Source organism: Cohnella caldifontis, assembly GCF_029360585.1.
In the GTDB taxonomy this organism is placed as follows: Bacteria; Bacillota; Bacilli; order Paenibacillales; family Paenibacillaceae; genus Cohnella; species Cohnella caldifontis.
Genome location: NZ_JAQZSJ010000022.1, coordinates 33,336 through 57,452, shown reverse-complemented (window position 1 = coordinate 57,452; position 24,117 = coordinate 33,336). Strand labels below are relative to the sequence as shown.

The window sequence follows — 24,117 nt, the reverse complement described above, 5'->3', positions numbered from 1 at the left end:
AAGCGCGGGTTCGTCGAGATGAAAAAGCTCACTCTGTTGTTGCTTTTGGCCGCGTTGGCCGTTGCCGGCTGGTCGGGGTGGCAAATTCGGCAAGCGCCGGGGGGATTTTCCTCCTTCCCGTGGGAGAATGAGGTCCCGCTGGACAATTTGTCTAAGGCGGCCGATTCGCCGGACGGCTCCGTCGCGGTGATTCTGTCATCCAAGCAGCAGATCGGAAGCATTTCGCCGGACGGCAAGCTGGGCGTTCTATTCACCCGGGAGGGCGCCAAGGACGGGATGCGGCGGGACTTCACCGAAATCGCCGTCGACGGCCAAGGCAACTACATCGTGCTCGATACGGTGCTGGACGCGTACGGATTGTACGTGACCGACGAGCAGATCGTGCGGTATGACAAGAACGGGCGGCAGGACGCGGTTCTCTACGAGCATAAGGGGAACGGGCAAAGCAAAAGGATCGGCCAGCTCAAAGGACTGCAAGTGAGCGGGGATTCGCTGTATTTCTTCGAGACGGGGTCGGACAAGGTCACGCTGAATCGTTTGCCGCTCAGCGGAGGCAAAGCTGCCGCGGCGTTTGAGTTCGAGCTTCCGGATAACCGTTATTTGTCCGAAATCGTCGGAACGGCGCCGGGCGAAATCTTCTACTCGACCAAGAGGGGCTCGATTTTCAAAGTCGAGGCGGACGGCACCTCCACTTCGATTTATCCGCTTGCCAACATGGACCGGACGCGCAAAAATTTTCCCGAAGGATTGGCGATGGGCGCGGCCGGGAACTTGATGTTCGTCGACCGGCTGCTCAATTCGGTGACCGTCATGAATCCGGAGAAGCCCGACGGCCTGAAAGTCCGGATCAAAACGAAAGAGCTGGAAGAAGCGGCTCCGGACGCCGAAAGCTACGAGATCACGAACGCGCATCCGCTGCCGGACGGCGGCACGGTGCTCTTGCTGAACGATCGCTTGCTTCGGTACGACGGAAGCGGCCGGTTGACCGGCGGTCTCGCGCACGCTTACCGGACGCATGGCGAAATTTCCGCGGCCTGGCTCCGCTGGTCCGGATTGGCCGCCGGGCTGCTGCTTCTCGCCGCCTCGCTAAGGATGTTCTACGTCCACTTGATGCAGCGCCGTTTCTCCCTTTTCCTGAAAATGGTCTTGATCACGGTTCCGCTGATCGTCATCAGCATGATTTTGCTGTCGAACTTCATTTACGACAGCTTTTCCAGCCGGATGGAATCGGAAATGCAGCGGGAACTGGCTTTGCTGGCGCGCAACGGCAAAAACCTGATCGACGGGGACAAGCTCCAAAACCTTCATTCCCCGGCGGATTACCGGAATCCGGATTATGAGGCGATCAGCCGGAGCTTGAACTTCCTGTTCGAAGGCGAACAGGCGGCGGACCGTCAAGGGCTGTACAGCACGCTGTACAAATACGAAGACGGCCAGCTGTACATCATCATGGACGACGACGACGGGGTCAACATGTTCAAGCCGTTCGAAATGAACGAGGAAAACGAAGCGGCCTTGAAAGGCGAAGTCCGGACCGGCGAATGGGAGGACGCCAGCGGCAAATGGATGTACGCGATCGGGCCGGTCTATGACAGTTCCGGCAAGGCGGTCGGCATCTATGAGACCGGCCGGGATCTGAACGTCCTGTTCCAGGCCAACCGCAAAATTTACGACAGCATCGTGAAGAACATTCTGATCATCACCTCCGTGCTGATCGTGGTCATTTTGATCGCGACGTATTTGCTGCTGTCGACCGTGCGACGGCTGCGCCGCAGCGTCATGGAGATGGCGGACGGAAATTGGGACGCCGAGGTCCGCGTCCGGAGCCGCGACGAAGTCGGCGATCTCGGGGAACAGTTCAACCGGATGGCCCGTTATATCCGGCGATACATCTCCGACATCACGCGAATCTCCGAAGCTTCGTACCGTTTCGTTCCGCAGCCGTTTTTCCGTTCGCTCGGCAAGCAAGGCATCTTGGATATCCAACTGGGGGATCAAGTGCAGCGGAGCATGCCCGTCATGGTCGCGAATTTGCGGGAATTCTATCGGCTCTCGCAGCAGCTCTCGCCCGAAGAGAATTTCAATTTCATGAACTCCTTCCTGAAACGGTTCGGCCCGCTCGTCCGCCAGGAGGATGGGCTGATCAGCCAATATCTCGGAGCGGGATTCATGGCGCTCTACCCGGGTTATCCGGAGCAGGCGCTCCGCACCGCGGTCGCGATCCGGAAAACGTTGGTCGACTACAACGAAGGACGCAGACGGGCGGGTTACGCGCTCGTCGACGTCGGCATCGCCATCCACCACGGGCCCCTGATGATGGGGATCATCGGGGAGGAGCAGCGTTGGGAGGGCCGGGTGATTTCCGAGGACGTGCACATGGCTTCCCTGCTCGAACGGCTCTCGGAGCCGCTTGGCGCATCCATACTGGTGACGAAGGAGTATTTCAATAAGCTGAGAGCCCCGGAGCGTTTCCGCCATCGCAACCTCGGACGGATTACCCCCGAAGGGCAAGACGAAGCGATCGAGCTGGTCGACGTCTACGAAGGCGATCCCGAAACGATGCGTTTGGCGAAGGAACGCACCAAGGCACTGTTCGAGCGCGGGTTGTTCCTCTGCCAGGAAGGCCGCTTCTACGACGCGAGGGAAACGTTCGTGGAAGTTCTGAAGCTGAACCGGCTGGACAAGGCGGCCAAGCTGTACTTCTACCTCTGCGACGAGTACTACCAGAAGGGAACTTCGTCCGGTTGGAACGGCACGCTTGCCGTTTGACCGCGGGTGCCGGGACGTCAATCCGTTAGCGAAAGGAAGTTGCGCCATGATCGCGGGATCTTATCGCGTCCGCAAGCTGAGCACGGCGGAAGAAGCCGGGAAAATCGTCGATTTTTTCTTTTCGCCCGATTCGTTTGACGATACCCGCCATACGCCCGGGGAAATGGAGCATTTCCGCTCGCTGCCCTATCAAGCGCTTCAGGGGGAAACCGTCTTCTGGTACGTGACCGACGATAGCGGCAACGTGATCGGCGTCAATAGCGTGGCCCAGAACGAACAGCAAACCGGCGGTTACAGCTGGGACTATATCGCGGTGCACCGGGATTACCGCAAGTCCGGCTTGGCGTCCGCGCTCATCGAAGAGATGCTTCGTTACATGGAAAGCATTCCGGCCCGTTACTTGATCACTTACACGTGCTCGCTGCCGGAGTACGACGCGATCCGCCGGCTGTTTGCCCGCAACGGCTTTCGAGAAGTCGGACGGCTGCCGGACTACTACTTCGACGGGGAAGACCGGATGATTTACTACCGCAAAATCTCCTAGACCGCATGAGGAAATGAGAGGAAACATGGAAGGAATCACGCGTCTGCTTCGCCGCATCGGCGTCAAATCGGAAGACCGGCGCAAACTTTGGCTGATGGCGCCGGTTTTTCTCGTCTGCGGGATCGCCGAGTCGCTGAACTATAACGGGTTCATGACGTTGTTCAACCAACGCTTCGGCAGCGAGTATCTGCCCTACGTCTACGCGGCGGAAGCCGTCATTCTGCCCGCGGAAGCGTGGTTCATGAGCTGGCTGGCCGGCCGGCTGTCCAAGCCGGGCCTCATGCGCGCGATGTACGCCGTCATGTTCGGCATCGTCGCGGCGAACGCCATGGTGCTCATCGGATTCCGCGTAAGCGGAGCGGATTTGCGGCTGTATTACCCGATCCTGTTCCTTTCCTCGAACTTCGTCGTCCGACAGCAAACGATCCTGCTGTGGAGCCTGGCGGTGGATCTGTGCCCGACCCAGCAGGCCAAACGGCTGATGCCCGTGTTCGTCGCGGCGGCAACGCTGGGCGGGATCGCGGCCGGTCTGATCACGCAGCTCGTCAACCCCTGGTTCGGGCCGGACGTCGTATACGCGCTCGGACCGCTGTTTTTGCTTGCCGCTTCTTTCAACTACCGCAAAGCGATCGCCCGTTTTCTCGTTCCGCTGACGCTGAAAGGCACCGCGATTTCCGCGGACGAAGACGGGGATCCGCTTTCTTCTTTCGAATACTTCCGGAGGACGTTGAAATCGCCGTTCCTGCTCGGCATCCTCGGCTTGATGACGGTCATGCCGGCGCTGTATTTCCTGATGGAGTACGTTTTCTTGAACACTGCCCATACGGCTTATCCCGACGAATCCGCGTTCGGAAGGATGTTCGGAGTCGTCACCACCATCCTGTTCACGCTGGCTTTCCTGCTGCAGACCGTCTCCGGCAAGCTGATGGCCTGGCTCGGGGCGAGCGGCATGCTGGCCGCCATCTCCGGCGTCTACGTGCTGTCCTTCGCGGCCGCGTCGGTTTTCCTGGACTCTGCGGCCGCGCTGGCGGCGGTTTCCGGCGGCTATATGCTGACGTATCTGCTGATCTACTACTCGGCGGAGCCGTCCTACCAATTGTTCTATAAAACGCTGCCTTTGCAGCAAAGAGACGGCTTCCGTTACGTGGCGCAAGGGATTTCCAGCTTCGCGGGCATCCTGCTCGGTTCCGGCCTCCAGGCGTTGCACACCGCCTTCGGCTGGGGATTTCCTGCGCTCGCGGCAGCGGGGACGGCCATCGCGGCGGCGCTTCTGCTGTTGGCCTGGGGCGTTCGGCGCGCGTACATGAAGGAGCTCGTCCGCAGCGTGCAGACGGTCGGATTGGCGGAGCGGGAGCTCGCCGAATCGTTCCGGGAATTTTTCCGGAACGCGCGGACCATGGCGTCGATACAAGCGATGCTCCGCCAGCCCGGAGAAGAGGCGAAAATCGTCGCGCTGGACATCATCGGGCGGACGAAGGACGCGAGATATTTGCCCGAGCTGCTCGATTCGATCGGGGAGGACAGCGTGAGAGTCCGGGCCGCGGCGCTCAAAGCGATGAATCTGACGGGAGCCGATTTGCAGGCCATGATCCGGGTGGCGGGGCTGGTGGAAGATCCGGAGCCTTCGGTTCGGGTGGAAGCCGTGCGCAAGCTGGCCCAAATGAAGCATCTGCAGGCGCAGGCGTTCTTCTTCCTGCGGTCGAAGCTGCTCGACCCGCATCCCGCCGTCGCGGCCGAAGCCGTTAAAGCGATGTATTCCTTGGAGAGCGCGCAAAGCTACGAAGCCTGCTTCGAGGTCATCGGGCAAATACTCGAGGCGGGCGGCGAGCCGGCGGTGCACATTTGCCGGGTCGTCGGGGAACTGCAGTTGGACCGGTTCGCCGGCGAAGTCGAACGGCTGCTGGACGATCCGCATCCATCCGTGCGCGTGGCCGCGACCGCCTGTTTGGGCGCCCTGAAACGCGTCGAGGCGCTCCCGGGTTTGCTGGGCCGTCTGTCGGCCGCGGACCTGGAACTGCAGCGGGTGACGGCGGAAGCGCTGGAGGCGATGGGACCGGAGGCGGCCGCGCCGCTTCGGGAGCGGCTGCCGGGCTTGCCTCCGAAAGCGTGGAAGGCGTCCGTACGGGCTCTCTCCCGGTTGGTGACGGACGAGGAGGCCAAAGGCTGGCTCGCCGAGCAGGCGATCCTCAAATTGACGGAGCAAGAAGCAAGGACGTTGCTCCCGGGTGCTTTCCGCGCGCTCGGGCGCTCCGACTTGGCGGAATTGGCGGAGATGCATGTCCTAGACGTACAGGCAACGGTGCTGGATGGCGTCTGGGCGGTGATGGAACGACTGGCGGATGAGCAGGTCGTCGCGGCGATCCGGAAAACGCTGGCCAGCGAAGACGAAGAGACGCGCGGCGGCGGACTGGAAGTGCTCGCCGAGGGCGTCGGGGAGCGGCGCTTGTCCCAGCGGCTGGCGGCCGCCCTGCAGGCGGACGGCGAAGGCCGGCGCGAGTGGGAGCCGGGCGCCGCGCGGGAAGCCATGGCCGCGGCGTCCGAATCGACGGACGACTGGTGGCGCGAGATGGCGGCGGAATGGAAACGGGGGGAGGAGAAGGGCGCGATGATGGAAGAACAAGGGATGTTGGGTCGGCTGAACAAAGTCGTGTTTCTCAAGAAGGTCCCCTTTTTCGCCGATCTTTCGCTCGAAGAGCTGGGCTTGATCGCGGAAGCCGCTGCGGAGAAGACGTACCCGGACGGAGATTTTCTGGTGCGCCGCGGCGAGAAGCATACCGCTTTCTATGTCGTCGTGGAAGGCAATCTGGAACTGACCAGCGTGTCGGCGGCGGGTTGGGAAGGCACGCTCGGCGTGCTGGGACCGGGAGAGGTGTGCGGCGCCAACTCGGCGCTGGACGGTTCGCCGTCCGCGGTGTCCGCGCAGGCGTTCTTCGGAGACGTCCGGGTGCTCGTGCTGGAGCGGGACGACGTCACGCGCCTCGTGCGCCTATACCCGGAAATCGGCATCGGTCTGCTGCGCGCCTCCTTGGCGAGGATTCGCCTGCTGGAGGAAATGATGATGAGGTTCGACTCGTGAGCCGATTTGACTTTGCGGGGGCGTTCCCGTATATTGATCGGCGACAGCCCCGATCGTGCGGGGCGTGAGCGTGAACGGAGGTCGGCGGTATTGAGAGGTACGGGAAGGAACGGCCCCCGCAAGCCGGGCCATCATGGCACGGGCGACGGCAGAGGACGGTCGGCCGGCGGCCGACCGGGAGCGGAGAATCGCCGGACGGACAAGCCTCGTTCGGAGGGGCGGCGATCGGACAAGCCGAAGGCGGAATCCTTCGGCCGCAAAGGAACGCCGGCGATCGGCGGCCGAGGCGCCGCGGCGGATCGGGGCCGGAGGGCGGCTTCCGCCGCGGTTGGTGCGGCCGCTCCGCTCAAAATGGGCCGGATCAAAGGGGAATGGATGGAGATCCGGCTGCCGGACGGGCTGGCGGGCGCGCCGATGCAGGCGGTGCTGCGGCACGTGCCGCTGCCGCCCAAGCTGTTGAATAAGCTGATGCACGGCAAAGGGCTGCTTCTGCAAGGCGCGACGCTGCGGCTGCATCTGTTTCCGAAGGAGCGCATCGATTTTCCGGCGGACTGGATGGAGCTGAACGTGCTGTACGAGGACGAGTTCACGCTCGTCGTCGGCAAGCCGGCCGGCATCGAGGTGCATCCGAGCGAGCAGGGGCAGCGGAGAACGCTGGCCCATGCCGTGGCGTCGTACTACGAGATGACCGGGCAGGAGGTCCGGATCCGCCATATCCACCGGATCGACAAGGACACGACCGGCCCGGTGCTGTACGCCAAGAACGAGTTCGCCCACTACCAGTACGATAAGGACATGCGCGAGAAGCGGATCGAGCGCATCTATCTCGCGCTGGCGGAAGGCGTGATCCCGCAGGACAAAGGGACGATCGACAAGCCGATCGGCCAGGACCGCCACCACTCCACGCGACGGCGGATCAGCGAGACCGGCGACCCTGCGGTGACGCACTATGAAGTCGTGGAGCGGTTCGGCGGCCATACGCTCGTCCGGCTTCGGCTGGAGACGGGGCGGACCCACCAGATCCGCGTTCACCTGTCGGCGATCGGACACCCTCTCGCGGGCGACGGCATGTACGGCGGATCGCGCAAAGTGATGTCCCGCCAGGCGCTGCACGGGGAAAAGCTGATTTGGCGGCATCCTTGGACCGGCGAGAAGCAGCAGGTACGCGCCCCGCTGCCTGACGATTTCGCCCAGGCGCTGGAATCTCTTCGGGGTCGCGGAGATCCGCGGGGGCGGTAAGCTTGGCTGAGGGTTTGGAGTTCCGCCTAAAATCGTTTTCCTGAGAGTCACGATTTGCTTGCGCGTGCTTCGCGTTTTCGCCGAGATTACGTCGTCCTGAGTCAGAAATAGAGGAACGGAGTTCCGATATTTGGTCGGGTGAGGCGGATCTCGATGCAGAGGAGCAGGGTGCCGTTAATTGCGCTGCTCCTAGCAAATAGGGTTGTCGCGGAGAATCAAGTCTCCGGAGACAACCCTTTTTGAACCGATCAGAATTTATGACTTTTCGGGTGAAGCCATGCTCCATCCCTTTCTGAGAGCGACCGACGCCGGCTGCCCCATTCGCTGAGGCGGTAACGCTAACGGACACAGCGGACGTTATGCGGGTCGCTCCTCGGCAAAGCGCATTGTAACGGACACAGTTGCGCTTATTGGGTGAAAAACCACACGTATATACGAAACAGGTTACTGATAAGGTCCTTGGTTTCCGTTACGTTTTTAAAATGAGGGAATTTTATCCAATTGCGGCTGCTGTGTCCTTTAGAATCGGAACCCGTGACGGGGAGGATGGGGTTTCGGTGAAAAACGTTACCGCATGGGCAGGAAGGCGGGATCAACCATGACCAAGAGCAGGCGGTAGTGGGATTGACTTAAGTCTGCCGCGCAAGCTTAACCTTCGCCAACGTAGGGGGCAATCGCTGATTAAGCCTGCCGCGCAAGCTTAATCCCCGCCAAGACGCGTGGGGCAACCGCTGATTAAGCTTGCCGCGCAAGCTTAACCCCCCGCCCCTCTGGACAAACGGACTTCAGAANGCAAGCTTAATCCCCGCCAAGACGCGTGGGGCAACCGCTGATTAAGCTTGCCGCGCAAGCTTAACCCCCCGCCCCTCTGGACAAACGGACTTCAGAAGCACGAAACAAAGGACCGTCAGGGACGAATTTCTCCCTGACGGTTTTCTTATTCAGGCCTGCGATCAACCCCGCCGGCAGAGCGCTTCGGTCATTAAATAGGATAAGGTCGATTCCGCGCCGCAGTTGATATTGGGGCCGGTCTCCATCAGCCCGTCGCAGCAGCTTCCGTCGACGGGGTCGCACATCGGCACGCCTTTGTCGTTGTAACCGTAAAACCATTCCAGGCAGAGGTCCCGCTGGGCCCGGTAATATTCCGATTTCCGGACGGAAGCCGGCCAAGCCTCGCGTTCCCGAAGCGAGCCGCCGGAGCCTCGGTCTCCGCTCCGGCCCGCCGCGGAAGCCCGGGTACTGCCTACGAGGCGGTCCGTTTCTTGCCCCTCCGCGCCAGCCTCTGCCGATTCCACGGCCCGGGCGGCTTCCTCCAACGCCAGGGCCAGCTTGAACATTTCCAGCGGCTGCTGGTCCCAGCGGCTGACGGCATCCGGCGTCCCCCAGCCGTCGTTGCCGATCGGACGCAGCCATCCTTCCTCCGCCGTCATCCGTTCCAGCAGGAAAGAGAGGCTCTCCAGCCCGTTGCGCAGCGTCTCCGGATTTCCGGTAACGCGGCTGGTCCGCAGCATCGCCCACGGCAGCGTGCCGTTGCCGTAAGTCATCGCCGGCTCGAACCACCGCCAGCCGTTCCCGAACATCGCGCGGCACGTTTCGTTCATCATCCGTTCCGTCCGCTGCATGTTGTCGGTCAGCTGGTGCCTCCAGGACTCTGGCAGTTCGATGTCTCCCCGGCCGCCCGCTTCGAGAACGTGGGCACAGGCCGCCATGACGAAGGCTTGGCCGCGAAGCGAGTCGATTTCGCCTAGGATCGGCAACGTTCGCATGAAGAGGATCCTCGCGGTGTCCCGCAACGGACTCTCCAGCCGGACCCAGGCGTCCGCGGCCGCCCAGACCGAGCGGCCTTGGCAATCTTGGTTGGCGGACAGCACTTCGGATTCCCGCGTACGGTTATAGGCGATATTGTTATGCCACCAGCCCTCGTCGCTTTGGGTCCATAACAAGAAGGCCATATAATTTTCCGCGAGCTCTTTCAGCAGTCCGCGATCGTCGTCCCGCAGCGCTTCCCCGCCCAGCGACAGCCATTCGGTCGCCAGCCATAGCGCGCGGGCGTTGTCATCCGTCGTGTAGCCTTCGCTTCGGCGCGGGATGCGCCCGAGCGCATGCTCGAGCAGTCCCGTATCGTCCGTCAGTCGGCGCAAGTGCGCGAACGATGGCGGGCCGCCGCGCCGCAGCGGGCGCCGTTCAGCCGACGCCGGCAACCTTGGCCCTCTGTTCGTTCAGGATGTGGTCGAACAGCCGCAAGTGCTGCGCCCCCGCCTGCGGCCAATGCATGCTCCGCCCGATTTCCCCCACGATTCGCTCCCATCTGCCGAGCATTCCGGGGTAAGAGAAAAGCTCGATGATCTTCGCGCTCCAAGCGTGAACGTCCCCGTACGGGAGCAGCATCTCTTCATGTCCTTGGACCAAGTCCCTTGCGTAGCAGTACGGGGTCGACAAGATCGGCCGGCCCAGGCCCGCCGCGTAGGCGAGCGTGCCGCTCGTGATCTGCTGCATGCCCGGATACGGGGTGACGTACAAATCGGCGGCGGTCATGAGAGCAGACAGCTCCTCCTCCGGAATGTACCGGTCGATCATCTGCACGTGATGCTCCAGCTCGAGCTCGCGGATCAAAGCGGTCAGTTCTTCCCGGTAAGCTTCGCCCTCGGTGCGCCGAACCTCCGGATGGGTGGCCCCCGCGATCACGTACATCAGCTCCGGCACGGCTTGCACGGCGCCCGCGACCGCCCGGAGGGCGAACTCGATGCCTTTGCTTCTTCCCAATAGGCCGAAGGTGAACAGCACCTTGCGGTTCTCCCAGCCGTGCGCGCGCCGTGTCGCTGCCCGGCCCGAACGGTTGGGAAGCGGGGTGCCGTGGGGAATGAACGAAATTTTCTCGAGCGGAATGCCGAAGCTGTCATGCAAGTAACCGATCGCTTTGCGGTTCATGACGATCAGATGGTCGCTCAGCTCCGCGATTTGCTTCTGGACGGACGCGTATGGCTCCGCCGGCTTTTCGAACACCGTATGGAAGGTGACGACGGCCGGCTTTTCCAGCCGCTTCAGCAATTCCACCGCATGGACGCCCGCGTCTCCTCCGAAAATGCCGAATTCATGCTGCAGGGAAACGATGTCGACGGCGCTCTGGTTGATCGTTTCGGCCGTCCGCCGATAGTCCTCGAGGTCGGGCTTGAGAAGCGGCCACATCCAAGGCTCGCGGTAATCCGAACGCTCTTCCTCGTTGCAGACCGCCACGACGGGATCCTGCTGGCGGTTTCCTTTGGCCTGCTGAACCGCCTCCCGGAGATGATACGTATACGTGGCGAGCCCGCATTTTTTCGGTACATACGTGCTGACGTAGGCGATCTGGGGAAAACGTCCGTTCGCGATCATGGGCGCTGCACCTCCCGAATTCGATTGCATACCGCTTCGTGCAAAATGTGGGGTCCCACCCGCATTCCCGATCCGAGAATGCATTCGTTGACCTGGGCTCCGCCGTGCACTTTGCAGCGGTCCCACAGAATGGAGCGGGACAGCCGGACTTGGCTGCCGATCCGGGATCCGCTGCCGATCACGGCATAAGGACCGATCACGGCGCGGTCGCCGATGGTCACGTCGTCGCCGATCATGACGGGCGGCACGAAGAGCACGCCTTGCCCCGTGCGGACGTTCTCGCCGAGCCAAATCCCCTCTCCGGCGTCCTCTCCGTCCGTCGGCAGCGGAAACCGCCCGTCGAGCAAATCCCAATGCAGCTGCCGGTAACGGGCTTTCGTGCCCATGTCCATCCAGTAGCCCCCGATGGGGTGGCCATAGACGCCGGCGCCGCTTGCGATCCATTGCGGGAACGTTTCTTTTTCGATGGAAACCGCCACGCCGGCGGGAATCCGCTCCAGCACGCTCCGCTCCATGATGTATATGCCGGCGTTGATCCGATTTGACGGCGCTTCTTCTTTTTTCGGTTTTTCGACGAACCGGAGAATCCGTCCGTCTTCGTTCTGCTCGACTACGCCGTAAGGAGATGGATCGTCGACCTCCGTCAGGCAGATCGTGACGTCCGCGCCGCGCCGCTCATGGAACGCGAGGGCGGACGCGAGGTCGACCTGATGGATGATGTCGGCGTTGACGACGATAAACCGGCCGTCCAGGAACGGTTCGGCGTTTTTCACGGCGCCGGCCGTACCGAGCAGTTCCTTTTCGACCGAATATTCGATGCGGACCCCGAGCCTCGATCCGTCTCCGAAGCAGCTCTCGATCAGCTCGCGATAATATTTGACCGCCAAGACGAAATCGCTCACGCCTTGGGCTTTGTAGTGGAGAATCAGATGCTCCAGCCACGGCCGGTTCCCTACCCGTGCCATCGGTTTCGGAAGATTTTCCGTCAGCGGGCGCAGCCTCGTTCCCAGTCCTCCAGCGAGTAATAGTGCTTTCATGCCAGGATCAGCCTCCGTCTTTAGATTTCAAATCCCCTAAGGGTCGGCAAAATTTTTATATACAAAATTTTCGCTGCCGAATCAAGGGATAAAAAAACGATGCCCCACTCACGCGGACAGCGCGGGGTGCATCGGTATGACGCGAAAAGGGCAGCGGAATCGGGTGCGAATCGGTTGCGAACGCAAATATTGCTTCTCCCGCCTATCCGGAATCAGCCGCTTCGGCTACTGCCTACTTTACCTGAATCAGGAAAAAAATGCAATCCTTATGAGGGGTTTGTCCCATGCCAAGCCTGAATTTCCGTTTCATCTTCCCGCGATTCGGGTAAGAAAATAAAGATTTCACGCCGAAGGTCTATCGGTTATCCCCTATAGAATCCGATAATAGGTCCGTATGTTTTTCTCGGCCAGAACAAGGAGACGGTGAAAGCGGTATGCGAGTTCTGATCGTAGACGATAACGCCATGAACGTCATGGTCATCCAGGAAATGATGAAGCGCGCCGGTTACGCGAAGATCAGCGTCGCCTATTCGGCCGAGGAAATGTTTCGTCTGCTGGAGTCTCCGGACGGCGGGGAATCGATACCCGGCTTTAAAATCGACTTGATCCTGCTGGACATGATGATGCCGGTCATGGACGGAATCGAAGCATGCCGCCTGCTGCAAGCCGACAGCCGGTTCCGCGACATCCCGGTGATCATGGTGACCGCGATCGGCGATTCCCGCAAGCTGGCGGAAGCGCTCGACGCGGGGGCGACCGATTTCGTGACGAAACCGATCAATAAAACCGAGCTTCTTGCCCGGATCCGTTCCGCCCTGCGGCTGAAAAGCGAGTTGGACTGGCACAAAGAGAGGGACCGCCGGCTCCGGGAAGAGCTGCATTTGGCCCGTCAAGTGCAGGAAGCGGTGCTGCCGGCGAACGCCGAAGAACGCGGGCTGTCGGTCCGGGCGTTCTTCCGCTCTTCGGAAGAGCTTGCCGGCGATTTGTATGCTTGGCATCGCGGAGGAGAACGCCGCTGGGCGTTCGCCGTCATCGACGCGATGGGACACGGGATTTCTTCCGCCTTGGTGAGCATGTTCGCCGCCTCGGTGCTTAAGGAGGCCATGCAGGAGCTTTGGACTCCGAGCAAAGTGTTCCGGGAGGTAAACCGGAGACTGATGGGGATCCGCCCCGATAACGAGCTGGTTCGGTACTTCTGCACCGGCATCTATGTCACGCTGGACCTGGACCGGGGCGTACTGGAGTATGCCAACGCCGGGCATCCTCCGGGCTTCGTATTCGCGGGGAACGGGCAACGGCCGGAACGGCTGGGCGCGACTTCCGCCCCGCTCGGAATGTTCGAAGGACTGGAGTACCAGGCCGAAAGCAGGCCGATTCGCCGAGGGGACCGCCTCTATCTGTTCACCGACGGCATTCTGGGGCCGTTCGAAGGGGAGGACGAGGAGCGGATCGGACGGCTGTCCGAGTATTTGCTCGAGTCGTCCGGCGAGGCCGGCCGGCTGGAAGCGCTCTTGGATCAAGTCCCCCTGGACGGCCGCTCCGACGACCGGTGCCTCGTGAAAATCGACATGGGCTGACGTGCCGAAAGGAGTTTTGTCATGCTGCCGAACAAATTTTCGCTCCGCACCGAAAACCGGGACGGACAAACCGTTGTCTATCTGGAAGGAGAGCTCGACCTGGAGGTGGCTTCGCAGCTCAGGACCGCCATGGAACCGCTCCTTTCGCTGACGGACCGCCGCCTGACCTTGAACCTCAAAGACCTGACCTATATCGACAGCACCGGCATCGGCATTCTGATTTCCGTGCTGAAAGCGCGGCATGCCAAGAGCGCGCCGTTCGACGTCGAGCAGGTGCCGGGCCAAATCCGCAAGCTGTTCGACATGACCGGCATTACTCCTTTTCTGATCATCCGGGACGTTTGATCAAGCCGCCATTCATCACAAGGAAAGGAATGGATAACCTCCCCAATGGCCAAGGAAAGAAAAGTGACGTTAACGGTGCCGGCGCAAGCGGAGTTCGTGGATTTGATCCGGCTGACCCTTTACGGCATTGCCAGCAAAATGAAATTTTTGTTCGAAGAAATCGAAGACATGAAGGTAGCGGTATCGGAAGCGGTCAACAACGCGGTTCTGCACGCTTACGGGGGAGAAGACGGCTTGATCGAGGTCGTGTTTACGGCCTCGGCCCAGGAACTGACCATCCGGGTCAGCGACAACGGGATCAGCTTCGCGCCGGCGGACGACACGGAGTCCGCGTCCCTGCACGGGAAGTCCATCGAGGAAATCCAGTCGGGCGGATTGGGGTTGTACTTGATGCAGGCGCTGATGGACCGCGTCGAAGTGAAGCGCCTAGGCGGCACGACGGTGACGCTGGTCAAGAAGCGGTCGAATTTCGAAGAACAAGCGTGAACCGCCCCTTGCCCCCCGCGCGTTTGCCCGACGACGCGAATTCCGTCTTGCTCGAATATCAGAAGACGAGGTCCAAGGATCTGGCGGAATGGCTGGTTCGGCACTACGAGCCCATCGTGCGGATGGCGGCGAACAAAATGTCGCGCAACCGGCCGGACTTATACGACGATTTATTCCAGACGGGACAGATGTCGCTGTTCCGCCTGCTCGGCCAATTCAACCCGGGCTTGGGCATGCCGTTCGAACCCTATGCCATGAAGAGCATCATCGGCCATATGAAAAATTATTTGCGGGATAAGTCCTGGTACGTCCAGGTGCCCCGCCGGATCAAAGAAAAAGGGCTTCTCGTCCAGCAAGCCGTCGACGAGCTGACGGTGAAGCTGGAGCGTTCGCCGAACGTCGAGGAGATCGCGGAACGGCTCGGGCTTACGGTCGAGGAGACGCTGGAAATTTTGGCCGGCCGCGAGCTTTATCATTACGTGTCGCTCGATACGCCGATATCGGACGAGGAGAATGCCGCCGCGATCGGAGAATGGATCGGCTCCGAAAGCGACGATTACGCGGAGTTGGAAAACAAACTGGATCTGTTGGACGCGATGTCCGTCCTTCAGCCGGAGGAGCGGGAGGTGCTGCGGCACGCGTTCGAGGGCGGGTTGTCGCAGCGCATGATCGCGGAGCGTCTCGGCGTGTCGCAAATGAGCGTCTCCCGCATCCAGAGAAGGGCCATCCACAAGCTGAAGCGGCTGTTGACCGAACAGGAAAGCATCGGCGATCCATGAACGACTCCGCCTCCGGCCGGCTTTCGGCCGGAGGTTTTGCCGCGGCGTTTCGCCGATAAACCCGCCCTTTCCCGTAAGGACGCTTTCGACTACAATAGGAAAAGATTCGATATGGGCTGTACGAGAAGCAGGAGAGGAAGCGGTTGACGGGGATGGATGGGGCAAGCAGTGTCAGAATTTCGCCGGTTTCGATCGGGGGAGCCGCGGGAACGGGCGGAACGGATCGAAGATGGGGCCGGAAGGATGCGGCGCTGATCCTTCTGCTGACCTTGATCGCCGCCGTCCTGTCTTTCTGGGATCTGGGCAATCGCACCGGCGCGCAGACGTATTGGCGGCCTAGCGTCGTCGGCGAAGGATTCACCGCGGATTTCGGCAAAACGCGCACGGTGGACCGGTTCAACCTGTACGAAGGGCCGGGCGCCAAAGGCAAAACGCGGGTCGAGTGGTCGGCCGACGGCCGAAAATGGGAACTCTATGCGGAAATCGAACATAAATACAACCGGGTGTTCACCTGGAAATCCGAGAATAAGACGGTGTCCGCCCGGTATATGCGCTTTACGGCGGTCAGCACGGGATACACGCTGTACGAAGCCGCGTTTTTCACCCGGGGCGTCACCGTTCCGATTCCCGTCGAAAGCGTGACGGATAACGGAAAAGCCGGCTCCGGGACGGAAGGCGGCGGCGCGCAAGTATTCGACGAGCAGGAGTACGCGCCGTTCCGGCCGGATTACCGGAACAGCATGTACTTCGACGAAATCTATCACGGAAGAACCGCGTACGAGTTCATCCAAGCCATGGAACCGTACGAAAACACGCATCCGCCGCTTGGCAAAGTGCTGCTGGAGTTCGGCATTCGCCTCTTCGGCATGACGCCGTACGGCTGGCGGTTCGCGGCGGCCGTGTGCGGCACGCTGATGGTTCCGGTCGTCTATGCCGCGGCCAAAGGCATGTTCGGCCGAACGAGGTACGCTTTTCTCGCCGGGCTGCTGCTCGTATTGGAGTCGTTTCACTTCGTCCAATCGCGGTTCGCCAACGTTGACGTTTTCGGCGTCACGTTTACGGTCGTCATGTACTACGCCATGTACCGGTACGGGGAAACGTCGTGGCGGAGAGGATTCCGCGCGGGGCTCGGCTGGCTGGCGCTGAGCGGCGTTTTCTTCGGCTGCGCGGCTGCGGTCAAGTGGAATTACCTGTACGGGGGGGCGGGACTGGCCGTTCTGTTCGTCCTGTCGCTGCTCCGGCACCTGCGCGCCGCCCGAAGCGAGGGACAGCGCAGGACCGCGAGACGCACGGCGCTGACCCTGCTCGCGGCCGCGGTGTTCTTCGTCGCGGTTCCCGCCGGCATCTATACCGCTTCGTACATGCCGTTCGAGCGGGCCACGAAAGCAAACGACGGCATCAAAGACCTGTGGCAGTATCAAAAAAACATGTATGACTATCATAAAGGTGTCAAGGAAGTCCACCCGTATTCTTCCAAGTGGTACACGTGGCCGCTGATGCTCCGTCCGGTCTGGTACTACGGAGGTACGGACCTGGCGCCGGGCACGGGGCAGAGCATCGCGGCCATCGGCAATCCGCTCGTTTGGTGGGGCGGCCTGCTGGCCATGCTGGCCTCCTGGTGGATCGGCTGGCGCCGAAGGGACCGGATCGTGCTGACGATCGCCGTCATGTACTTATCGTTCTACGTCCCTTGGATCGTGGCGCCGCGAAGCATCACGTTCCTGTACCACTACTTCCCGATGGTGCCGCTGCTCATTTTCTCTCTCGTGTGGATGATGCGCTGGTGGGAGGAGAAGTACCGCGGCGGCCGGCGGTTCACGGCATTCGCCGTCACGGCCGCGGCCGCGCTGTTCCTATGGTTCTATCCGGTGTTGGCGGGCGTCACGATCAGCCGGGAATGGATGAATATCGCCCTCCGGTGGCTGCCCAGCTGGGGCTTCTGACCGCTTCATTCGGAAGAGACGGGGTTTGGAAAAGGGGATCGACATGCGCAAGGCTTGTTTCCTGTCCGTAGTAGTGCCTATGTACAATGAAGAAGAAGTCATCGAAACGACGTACCGGAGGCTCACTTCGGTGCTGGAAGCGATGGGCGAGTCGTATGAAATCGTGTTCGTCAACGACGGCAGCCGCGACCGGACCGCCTCGATCGTCCGCGGGCTCTGCGAGTCGGATCCCCGCGTCAGGCTGGTGGATTTCTCGAGGAATTTCGGCCATCAGCTGGCGGTTACCGCGGGCATGGACTATACGTCGGGGCGGACCGTGGTGCTCATCGACGCCGACTTGCAGGATCCGCCGGAAATCATCCCCGAAATGGTGAACCGCTGGCGGGAAGGCTACGACGTCGTCTATGGCCGCCGGATCGCCCGCAAGGGGGAGACGTGGTTCAAGAAGCTGACGGCGACCTTGTTTTACCGGTTTCTGAAAATGATGACTTCCGTCAACATTCCCGTGGATACGGGAGATTTCCGGCTGATGGACCGCAAAGTGTGCGATACGCTGTCCCGGATGAGGGAACGAAGCCGTTATATCCGCGGCATGGTCAGCTGGGCGGGGTTCCGCCAGACGTCGGTCGACTACGTGAGGGAAGAGCGGTTCGCGGGGGAGACGAAATACCCGCTTCGCAAAATGCTCCGCCTGTCGGCGGACGCGATCACTTCCTTCTCGACCAAGCCGCTCAAGCTGGCGGGCATTCTCGGATTCCTGCTGTCCGCGGCCGGGTTCGTGTACTTGATCGTCGTGCTGTATTTGCGCCTGTTCACGGACAACACCCAGCCGGGGTGGAGCTCGCTCATCGTGATCAGCCTGCTGTTCCACGGCATTACGCTGTCGCTGCTCGGCGTGCTGGGGGAATACATCGGCCGCATTTACGAAGAAGCCAAAGGCCGGCCCCTGTACGTCGTTTCCGACGAGGTCAATTTCGAACAGTCGGAAAATCCGGCGTCCGATGGCGTGCAGCGGAATGAAACCGATTCTATGATGATACGGAGCAGGTAGAGATGGACAAGATCCAATCGGACATCCGCGACGTTCCGCTGGCCGTCGCCGCCCGTGGCGGCCTTGCCGAAAACGTGCACCGGGGACGGATCGCCGTCGTATCGGCGGACGACGGCCGCGTGTTGGAATCGATCGGCGACGCGGAGGCCCTGACCTATACGAGGTCGACGGCCAAGCCACTGCAGGCCATCGCCTCGCTGCTGGCCGGAGTCGACGAGGCTTGCGGCTGGGGCGCCCGGCATCTGGCGATGATGGCGGCGTCCCAGCGCGGGTACCCGGAGCAGGTCGCCGCGCTCGAAGAGATGCTGGCTTCCTCCGGGGTGCCGGAAGAGGCGCTGGCTTTTCACGCGGCGAAGCCGACCGCTTCGCGGCCCCGCGAGGGATGGGCGCGGTCGGGACTTCCGCCGCGGAAGCTGTATTACACGTGCGCGGGCAAGCATTTGGGCATGCTGGCCTGGTGCCGGCGGGAAGGCTGGCCGCTGGAAGGCTACCTCGAGCCGGATCACCCCGCGCAGCGCGAAATTCTCCGGCGCGTGCGGGAATGGACCGGCGCGGCTGCCGAAGACTGCGCCGTCGGCCGCGACGGCTGCGGCTTGCCGACGCTCGCGGTCCCGCTGCGCGCGATCGCGCTCGGGTACGCGCGGTTAGCCATCCCGGACGCGGCGCCGGATCCGAAGGCCGCCGTCGTCGCCGCGAAGGTCGCGGACGCCATGAACCGGCACCCCGACTTGGTGGAAGGTCCCGGCCGGCTCGCGAGCCTGCTGCTGGCGGACCTGAACCTGGTCGCCAAGAGCGGAGCCCAGGGAGCGTTCGCCATCGGCCTCCGGCGGCAGCGGCTGGGCATCGCCGTTCACGTGTCCGACGGCACGGAAGCGGCTTGGCCCTATATCGTCATGCAACTGCTGGAGCGTTACGGCGGCGCCTCCGAGGAGACGATGGCCGCGCTCCGGTCCCGGTTTCCCGCGACGTTCCGCAATGACGCGGACATGGAAGCGGGGAGCTGGGAAGCCGTATTCTAAGCGCTCCCGTGCGGCATGGCGCGCGCGACCGACGCGCGGTATTCCGTGGGGGACTGCCCGTACCAGCGTTTGAACTGCTTGGAGAAATAGAGCGCGTCCTGAAACCCCGCGGATGAGGCGACCTGCTCTACCGTCAGCTCGGGGCGTTCGCGCAGCAGCCGCCTCCCGTGGTCGACCCGGATGCGGGAGAGGAAGGTGGCCGGGGAAAAGCCGGTGCGGGCTTTGAACAGCCGCGACAAATAGGCCCGGTTGTACCCGAGCGCTTCCGCCATGCCTTCGATCGTGACCGGCTCGGCGTATTGCGCCGAGAGATACCCGATGACTTGGCGGACCAATTCCTCGTTGTGCGACTCGGGTCTCAGCGGGGCGGGGGCCTCGTCTTCCGCCAATTCCCGGAGCGCGGCGAGCAGCAGCAGCAGATGGCCCGAAGCTTCGAGGGAAGCCGCGGGACTTCGCTTCCAGAACGCCTCGTAGATGCTTTTGCACCGTTCCGCCGGAATCCGGCTGACGCCCGTGCGGACGACGGGACGCGCGGCGCTCAGGCCCGCCGACTCCGCGGCGGCGGCTGCCGAACGGCCCGCGAACGCGACCCAGCGGTAACGCCACGGATCTTCCTCGTCCGATACATAGCTGGCCAGCTGGTTCGGCGGAATGAGAAACGAGTCGCCGGGACCGAGTTCGGCCTCCCCCGCTTCTCCCAGCCGGAAGCGGCCTTTCCCGGAAGTCACATGATGCAGCAGGTAATAATCGGCGACCTTCGGGCCGACTTTATGATTCGGCTTCGTCTGGCTTTCGCCCGCGAACAGCACCGTAAACTCTTCCGGCACCACGGTGACCGGATTGGACACCACGCGGTAAGTCGGCGTTTTCCGCATTCCGACTCCTCCTGTCATCGGGCGTTTGACGGCGTCAAACTTCCTCCGCTTCGGCTCATCCCATTGTAACATTTCTCCTCGGATCCGACCGCAATGAAAGTCACATTTCTCCATGCGAAAAGCACTTCCCGCCATTTTTTCCGCCGCGTGTTTTTCTTTATACTGATTTTAGAAATCTCGTACAATCTGATGAATCGAAGGAGATCGGTCATGACGAAGCTGGCGGAACTGAAACAGAATTTTGTGCAACGGTACGGCGGGTCGGAATCGGACATTTCGGCATTCCAGGCTCCCGGCCGGGTGAATTTGATCGGCGAGCATACCGACTACAACGGAGGTTCCGTCTTCCCGGCGGCGCTGACGTTCGGCACGACGCTGCTCATTCGGCCGCGGACGGACCGGAAGCTCGCGCTTGCTTCGACGAACTTTTCCATTACCCGGGAAATTTCGACGGAATCGATCGCGTTCGACGAGTCCGACGATTGGATGAACTATCCGAAAGGAATCGTGTGGGAGCTGGAGAAGCGGGGAATCCCGCTCTCGAGAGGTTATGATTTGCTGTACCACGGGGAAATCCCGAACGGCGCGGGCTTATCCTCCTCCGCTTCGATCGAGGTGGTAACCGCCTACGCGCTGTTGACCTTGGAAGGGAAAGCGACGGACACCGTGCAAATCTCCCTCTGGTCGCAACACGCGGAGAACGAGTTCATCGGCGTGAAATGCGGCATCATGGATCAGTTCGCGGTCGCCAACGGCAAGAAAGACCATGCCATCCTGCTGGACTGCGATTCGCTTCAATACGAGCTCGTGCCGTTCCGTTCGGGCGCGTACCGGCTGGTCATCGGCAACACGAACAAGCGGCGCGGCCTGGTGGACTCCAAATACAACGAACGCCGGGCGCAATGCGAACAGGCGGTTCGGGACCTGCGGGCGGCTTTCCCCGACCTCGGGCTGCTGGGGCAGCTGACGCTGGAACAGTTCAACGCGAACGAGGCTTTGATCAAGGACGGGACGGTGCGCCGCCGCGCCCGCCACGTGGCGGAGGAAATCGACCGTGTCGCCCGTTCGATGGACGTGCTGAAGAAGGACGACTTGGCGGCATTCGGACAGCTGATGAACGCTTCCCATGACTCCCTGCGGGATCTGTACGAAGTGACGGGCGACGAGCTGGACGCGATGGTCAGCGCCGCGCGCGAAGTGCCCGGCGTGCTGGGCTCGCGGATGACCGGCGCGGGATTCGGAGGCTGCACGATCTCCCTCGTCCATCAGGATTCGGTGGACCGGTTCATCTCCGAAGTCGGAGCGAAATACGAGAAGGCGACCGGCCTGCATCCCGATTTCTACGTCTGCGACATCGGGGACGGCGTCCGGCAGTTGAAGGAGGAAGCGTGACATGGCGGTATTGGTGACGGGAGGAGCGGGCTATATCGGCTCCCATACGACAGCGGCCCTGCTCGAGAAAGGCGAAGAGGTCGTCGTCGTCGACAACCTGTATCAGGGCCATCGGGAGGCCGTGCTCGGCGGCAAGCTGTACGAAGGGGACTTGCGCGACGAGGCGTTTTTGTCCCGGGTATTCGCGGAGAACGACATCGACGGCGTCATCCATTTCGCGGCGAATTCTTTGGTCGGGGAAAGCATGAAAGACCCCGGAAAATACTACCACAATAACGTGTACGGCACGTTGTGCCTGCTGGAGCAGATGAAGAAAGCCGGCGTCTCCCGCATCGTGTTTTCCTCCACGGCGGCAACGTACGGGGAGCCGGAGCGCGTCCCGATCGACGAGTATGACCGCACGGTGCCGACGAACGCGTACGGCGAGACCAAGCTGGCGATGGAAAAAATGATCCGCTGGTTCGACGCCGCCCACGGAATCCGATCGGTCTCGCTGCGTTACTTCAACGCGGCCGGCGCGCACGACAGCGGCCGGATCGGCGAGGACCACCGTCCGGAAAGCCATCTGATCCCGCTCGTGCTGCAGGTGCCGCTCGGCCAGCGGGCAACCATCTCCGTGTTCGGCGACGATTATCCGACCGAGGACGGAACTTGCGTCCGGGACTATATCCATGTCGGCGATTTGTCCGACGCCCATCTGCTCGCGCTGGAGCGTCTGCGCGCCGGCGGCGAAAGCGCGGTATACAACCTGGGGAGCGGCCGGGGGTATTCGGTCCGGCAGGTCGTGGACATTGCCCGCAAGGTCACCGGGCATCCGATTCCGGTTCAAATCGAGCCCAGGCGCGCCGGCGATCCGGCCGTGCTGGTCGCTTCGTCCGACCGGGCGCGGCGCGAGCTGGGCTGGCAGCCGAGACGCGACAACCTGGAAGACATCATCGCGAGCGCCTGGAGATGGCACAGCGCCCATCCGAACGGCTACGGAAACTGAACGGAGGTACCGCACATCATGGCTGACATCACGGAACGGACGGAGACGGCGGGCGAAACGGGCATTTACGCCGCGATCGAGCGGCTCGTCGCGTTCGCCCTGGACAGAGGGTTGATCGCCCTCCCGGATACGGAGTTCGCGCGGAATGCGCTGCTGGACTTGTTCCGGCTGTCCGAACCGGCGGCGGGCGCGGACGCGGGCAACGCCGCGTCGGCTGACGAAGGCCCCGCCGCTTTGCTGGAGCCGCTGCTGGACGAGGCGGTCCGGTTGGGGCTGCTGCCCGACGACACGCTCACGTACCGGGATTTGTTCGATGCCCGCATCATGGGGCTGCTCATGCCGCGTCCATCGGAGACCGAGAAGCTGTTCCGCGAGAAAGCGGCAGCCGGCGGCATCATGGCGGCGACCGATTGGTTTTACCGCCTGAACATCGACGTCAACTACATCCGGATGGACCGGGTGCGCAAAAACGCGTACTGGCGCCATGCCTTCCCAAGCGGCGAGTTGGAAATCACGATCAACTTGACCAAGCCGGAGAAAGACCCGAAGGAGATCGCCCTGCTCAAAACGCTGCCGCAATCCAGCTATCCGAAATGCCTGCTCTGCAAAGAAAACGTCGGATACGCCGGGCGGCTGAACCATCCGGCCCGGCAGAACCTCCGGGTGCTGCCGCTGACTTTGCAGGGCGAAGAATGGCATTTCCAATATTCGCCGTACGTGTACTATAATGAGCATAGCATCGTCTTCCGCGGCGAACACGTGCCGATGAAGATTTCGCCGGCCACCTTCGCGCGGCTGCTGGACTTCATCGAAGCGTTCCCGCATTATTTCATCGGCTCGAACGCGGATTTGCCGATCGTCGGCGGCTCGATCCTGAACCACGACCATTTCCAGGCCGGGCGGCATGTCTTTCCGATGGAGAAGGCCGATGTGGAGGATGGGTTCCCGGTCGCTTCCGAGCCCGCCGTGCGCGGAGGACTTGTCCGGTGGCCGATGTCGGTGCTCCGGCTGCGCTCCGCGGACCGGAACGCTTTGCTCCGCGCGGCGGACGGCGTACTGGCGGCGTGGCGGGGTTACTCGGATCCCGATGCCGACATTGTCGCGTTTACGGGCGAGACGCCTCACAACACGATTACGCCGATCGCCCGGATGCGCGACAACGGAGAATACGAGCTGGACCTGGTGCTGCGCAACAACCGGACCAGCGAACGGTACCCGGACGGCATTTTCCATCCGCATCCGGAACTCCATCACATCAAGAAGGAAAACATCGGCTTGATCGAAGTGATGGGGCTGGCGGTTCTGCCCGGACGGCTTCAGCAGGAGCTGTCGGAGATCGCGTCTTTCCTGACCGGAGCGACGGCTTACGATCCGGAAGCGATCTCGGCGCCGGGACATCCCCTGCGCGGCCACGCGCCCTGGATCGCGGAGCTCGTCGGCCGTTTCGGCCGGTCGCTCGCGCCGGACGAGGCCGCCGCGGCGCTTCGGGCCGCCGTGGGGGACAAATTCGCGGCCGTGCTTCGCGACGCGGGCGTGTTCAAGGAGGATGCCCGGGGACGGGAAGCGTTCCGCCGTTTTCTCGCCGCGGCGTCACTCGTTTAAGGTTCGTTTTTTTATCGACAAAG

The 24,117-nt window shown here is 62.0% G+C and carries 18 protein-coding genes; 14 read left to right on the top strand and 4 right to left on the bottom strand.

The window, feature by feature from the left end:
* The first annotated feature begins 18 nt into the window (after positions 1–18).
* The 4 genes from PTZ19_RS22195 to PTZ19_RS22180 all read left to right on the top strand — a co-directional run bounded on the left by PTZ19_RS22195 (position 19) and on the right by PTZ19_RS22180 (position 7,628).
* Complete coding sequence (locus PTZ19_RS22195) at positions 19–2,769, top strand: HAMP domain-containing protein (protein ID WP_276357827.1); 2,751 nt, start codon at positions 19–21, stop codon at positions 2,767–2,769.
* 46 nt (positions 2,770–2,815) lie between these two features.
* Positions 2,816–3,313 (top strand): GNAT family N-acetyltransferase, encoded by a 498-nt coding sequence (locus tag PTZ19_RS22190; RefSeq protein WP_276357826.1) that lies wholly within the window; start codon positions 2,816–2,818, stop codon positions 3,311–3,313.
* A gap of 25 nt (positions 3,314–3,338) precedes the next feature.
* Positions 3,339–6,389 (top strand): HEAT repeat domain-containing protein, encoded by a 3,051-nt coding sequence (locus PTZ19_RS22185; RefSeq protein ID WP_276357825.1) that lies wholly within the window; start codon positions 3,339–3,341, stop codon positions 6,387–6,389.
* A 90-nt stretch (positions 6,390–6,479) separates the two neighbouring features.
* Positions 6,480–7,628, top strand: coding sequence for an RluA family pseudouridine synthase (locus PTZ19_RS22180; protein ID WP_276357824.1), 1,149 nt, complete (start codon positions 6,480–6,482; stop codon positions 7,626–7,628).
* A gap of 953 nt (positions 7,629–8,581) precedes the next feature.
* Here PTZ19_RS22180 and PTZ19_RS22175 read toward each other — a convergent pair.
* Genes PTZ19_RS22175 through PTZ19_RS22165 form a run of 3 tightly spaced genes read right to left on the bottom strand, consistent with a single transcriptional unit; the run spans position 8,582 to position 12,037 of the window.
* Positions 8,582–9,829 (bottom strand): hypothetical protein, encoded by a 1,248-nt coding sequence (locus tag PTZ19_RS22175; protein ID WP_276357823.1) that lies wholly within the window; start codon positions 9,827–9,829, stop codon positions 8,582–8,584.
* A complete protein-coding gene (locus PTZ19_RS22170) occupies positions 9,813–11,000 on the bottom strand; it encodes a glycosyltransferase family 4 protein (protein ID WP_276357822.1) in 1,188 nt (395 codons plus the stop codon). The genes PTZ19_RS22175 and PTZ19_RS22170 overlap by 17 nt, the downstream gene beginning before the upstream one ends.
* On the bottom strand, positions 10,997–12,037 hold the full coding sequence (locus PTZ19_RS22165; protein WP_276357821.1) for a nucleotidyltransferase family protein: 1,041 nt from the start codon (positions 12,035–12,037) through the stop codon (positions 10,997–10,999). The genes PTZ19_RS22170 and PTZ19_RS22165 overlap by 4 nt, the downstream gene beginning before the upstream one ends.
* A gap of 434 nt (positions 12,038–12,471) precedes the next feature.
* On the opposite strand from PTZ19_RS22165, the gene PTZ19_RS22160 reads away from it, so the two are divergent.
* From PTZ19_RS22160 to PTZ19_RS22130, 7 genes are all read left to right on the top strand, one after another.
* Positions 12,472–13,614 (top strand): PP2C family protein-serine/threonine phosphatase, encoded by a 1,143-nt coding sequence (locus PTZ19_RS22160; RefSeq protein WP_276357820.1) that lies wholly within the window; start codon positions 12,472–12,474, stop codon positions 13,612–13,614.
* A 21-nt stretch (positions 13,615–13,635) separates the two neighbouring features.
* The gene (locus PTZ19_RS22155) at positions 13,636–13,959 is read left to right on the top strand and encodes an STAS domain-containing protein (protein WP_276357819.1); all 324 of its coding nucleotides are present in this window, start codon (positions 13,636–13,638) and stop codon (positions 13,957–13,959) included.
* Between the two features lie 45 nt (positions 13,960–14,004).
* Positions 14,005–14,445 carry an anti-sigma B factor RsbW gene (gene rsbW / locus PTZ19_RS22150; RefSeq protein WP_276357818.1) on the top strand — a complete coding sequence of 147 codons (441 nt, stop codon included), beginning with the start codon at positions 14,005–14,007 and terminating at the stop codon, positions 14,443–14,445.
* On the top strand, positions 14,442–15,224 hold the full coding sequence (locus PTZ19_RS22145) for a sigma-70 family RNA polymerase sigma factor (RefSeq protein ID WP_276357817.1): 783 nt from the start codon (positions 14,442–14,444) through the stop codon (positions 15,222–15,224). The genes rsbW and PTZ19_RS22145 overlap by 4 nt, the downstream gene beginning before the upstream one ends.
* A gap of 152 nt (positions 15,225–15,376) precedes the next feature.
* Positions 15,377–17,167, top strand: a complete 1,791-nt coding sequence (locus tag PTZ19_RS22140) for a phospholipid carrier-dependent glycosyltransferase (protein ID WP_276357841.1) — start codon at positions 15,377–15,379, stop codon at positions 17,165–17,167.
* Positions 17,168–17,210: 43 nt separating this feature from the next.
* On the top strand, positions 17,211–18,218 hold the full coding sequence (locus tag PTZ19_RS22135) for a glycosyltransferase family 2 protein (protein WP_276357816.1): 1,008 nt from the start codon (positions 17,211–17,213) through the stop codon (positions 18,216–18,218).
* A 2-nt stretch (positions 18,219–18,220) separates the two neighbouring features.
* Positions 18,221–19,237 carry an asparaginase gene (locus PTZ19_RS22130; RefSeq protein WP_276357815.1) on the top strand — a complete coding sequence of 339 codons (1,017 nt, stop codon included), beginning with the start codon at positions 18,221–18,223 and terminating at the stop codon, positions 19,235–19,237.
* Here PTZ19_RS22130 and PTZ19_RS22125 read toward each other — a convergent pair.
* Positions 19,234–20,112 carry an AraC family transcriptional regulator gene (locus tag PTZ19_RS22125; RefSeq protein WP_276357814.1) on the bottom strand — a complete coding sequence of 293 codons (879 nt, stop codon included), beginning with the start codon at positions 20,110–20,112 and terminating at the stop codon, positions 19,234–19,236. The two genes, PTZ19_RS22130 and PTZ19_RS22125, sit on opposite strands and share 4 nt — an antisense overlap.
* Before the next feature lie 210 nt (positions 20,113–20,322).
* Here PTZ19_RS22125 and PTZ19_RS22120 point away from each other — a divergent pair, with 210 nt between their 5' ends.
* Genes PTZ19_RS22120 through PTZ19_RS22110 form a run of 3 tightly spaced genes read left to right on the top strand, consistent with a single transcriptional unit; the run spans position 20,323 to position 24,094 of the window.
* Positions 20,323–21,504, top strand: coding sequence for a galactokinase (locus tag PTZ19_RS22120; RefSeq protein WP_276357813.1), 1,182 nt, complete (start codon positions 20,323–20,325; stop codon positions 21,502–21,504).
* 1 nt (position 21,505) lies between these two features.
* Positions 21,506–22,492 carry a UDP-glucose 4-epimerase GalE gene (gene galE, locus PTZ19_RS22115; RefSeq protein ID WP_276357812.1) on the top strand — a complete coding sequence of 329 codons (987 nt, stop codon included), beginning with the start codon at positions 21,506–21,508 and terminating at the stop codon, positions 22,490–22,492.
* 18 nt (positions 22,493–22,510) lie between these two features.
* Complete coding sequence (locus tag PTZ19_RS22110; protein WP_276357811.1) at positions 22,511–24,094, top strand: UDP-glucose--hexose-1-phosphate uridylyltransferase; 1,584 nt, start codon at positions 22,511–22,513, stop codon at positions 24,092–24,094.
* Positions 24,095–24,117: the final 23 nt, after the last annotated feature.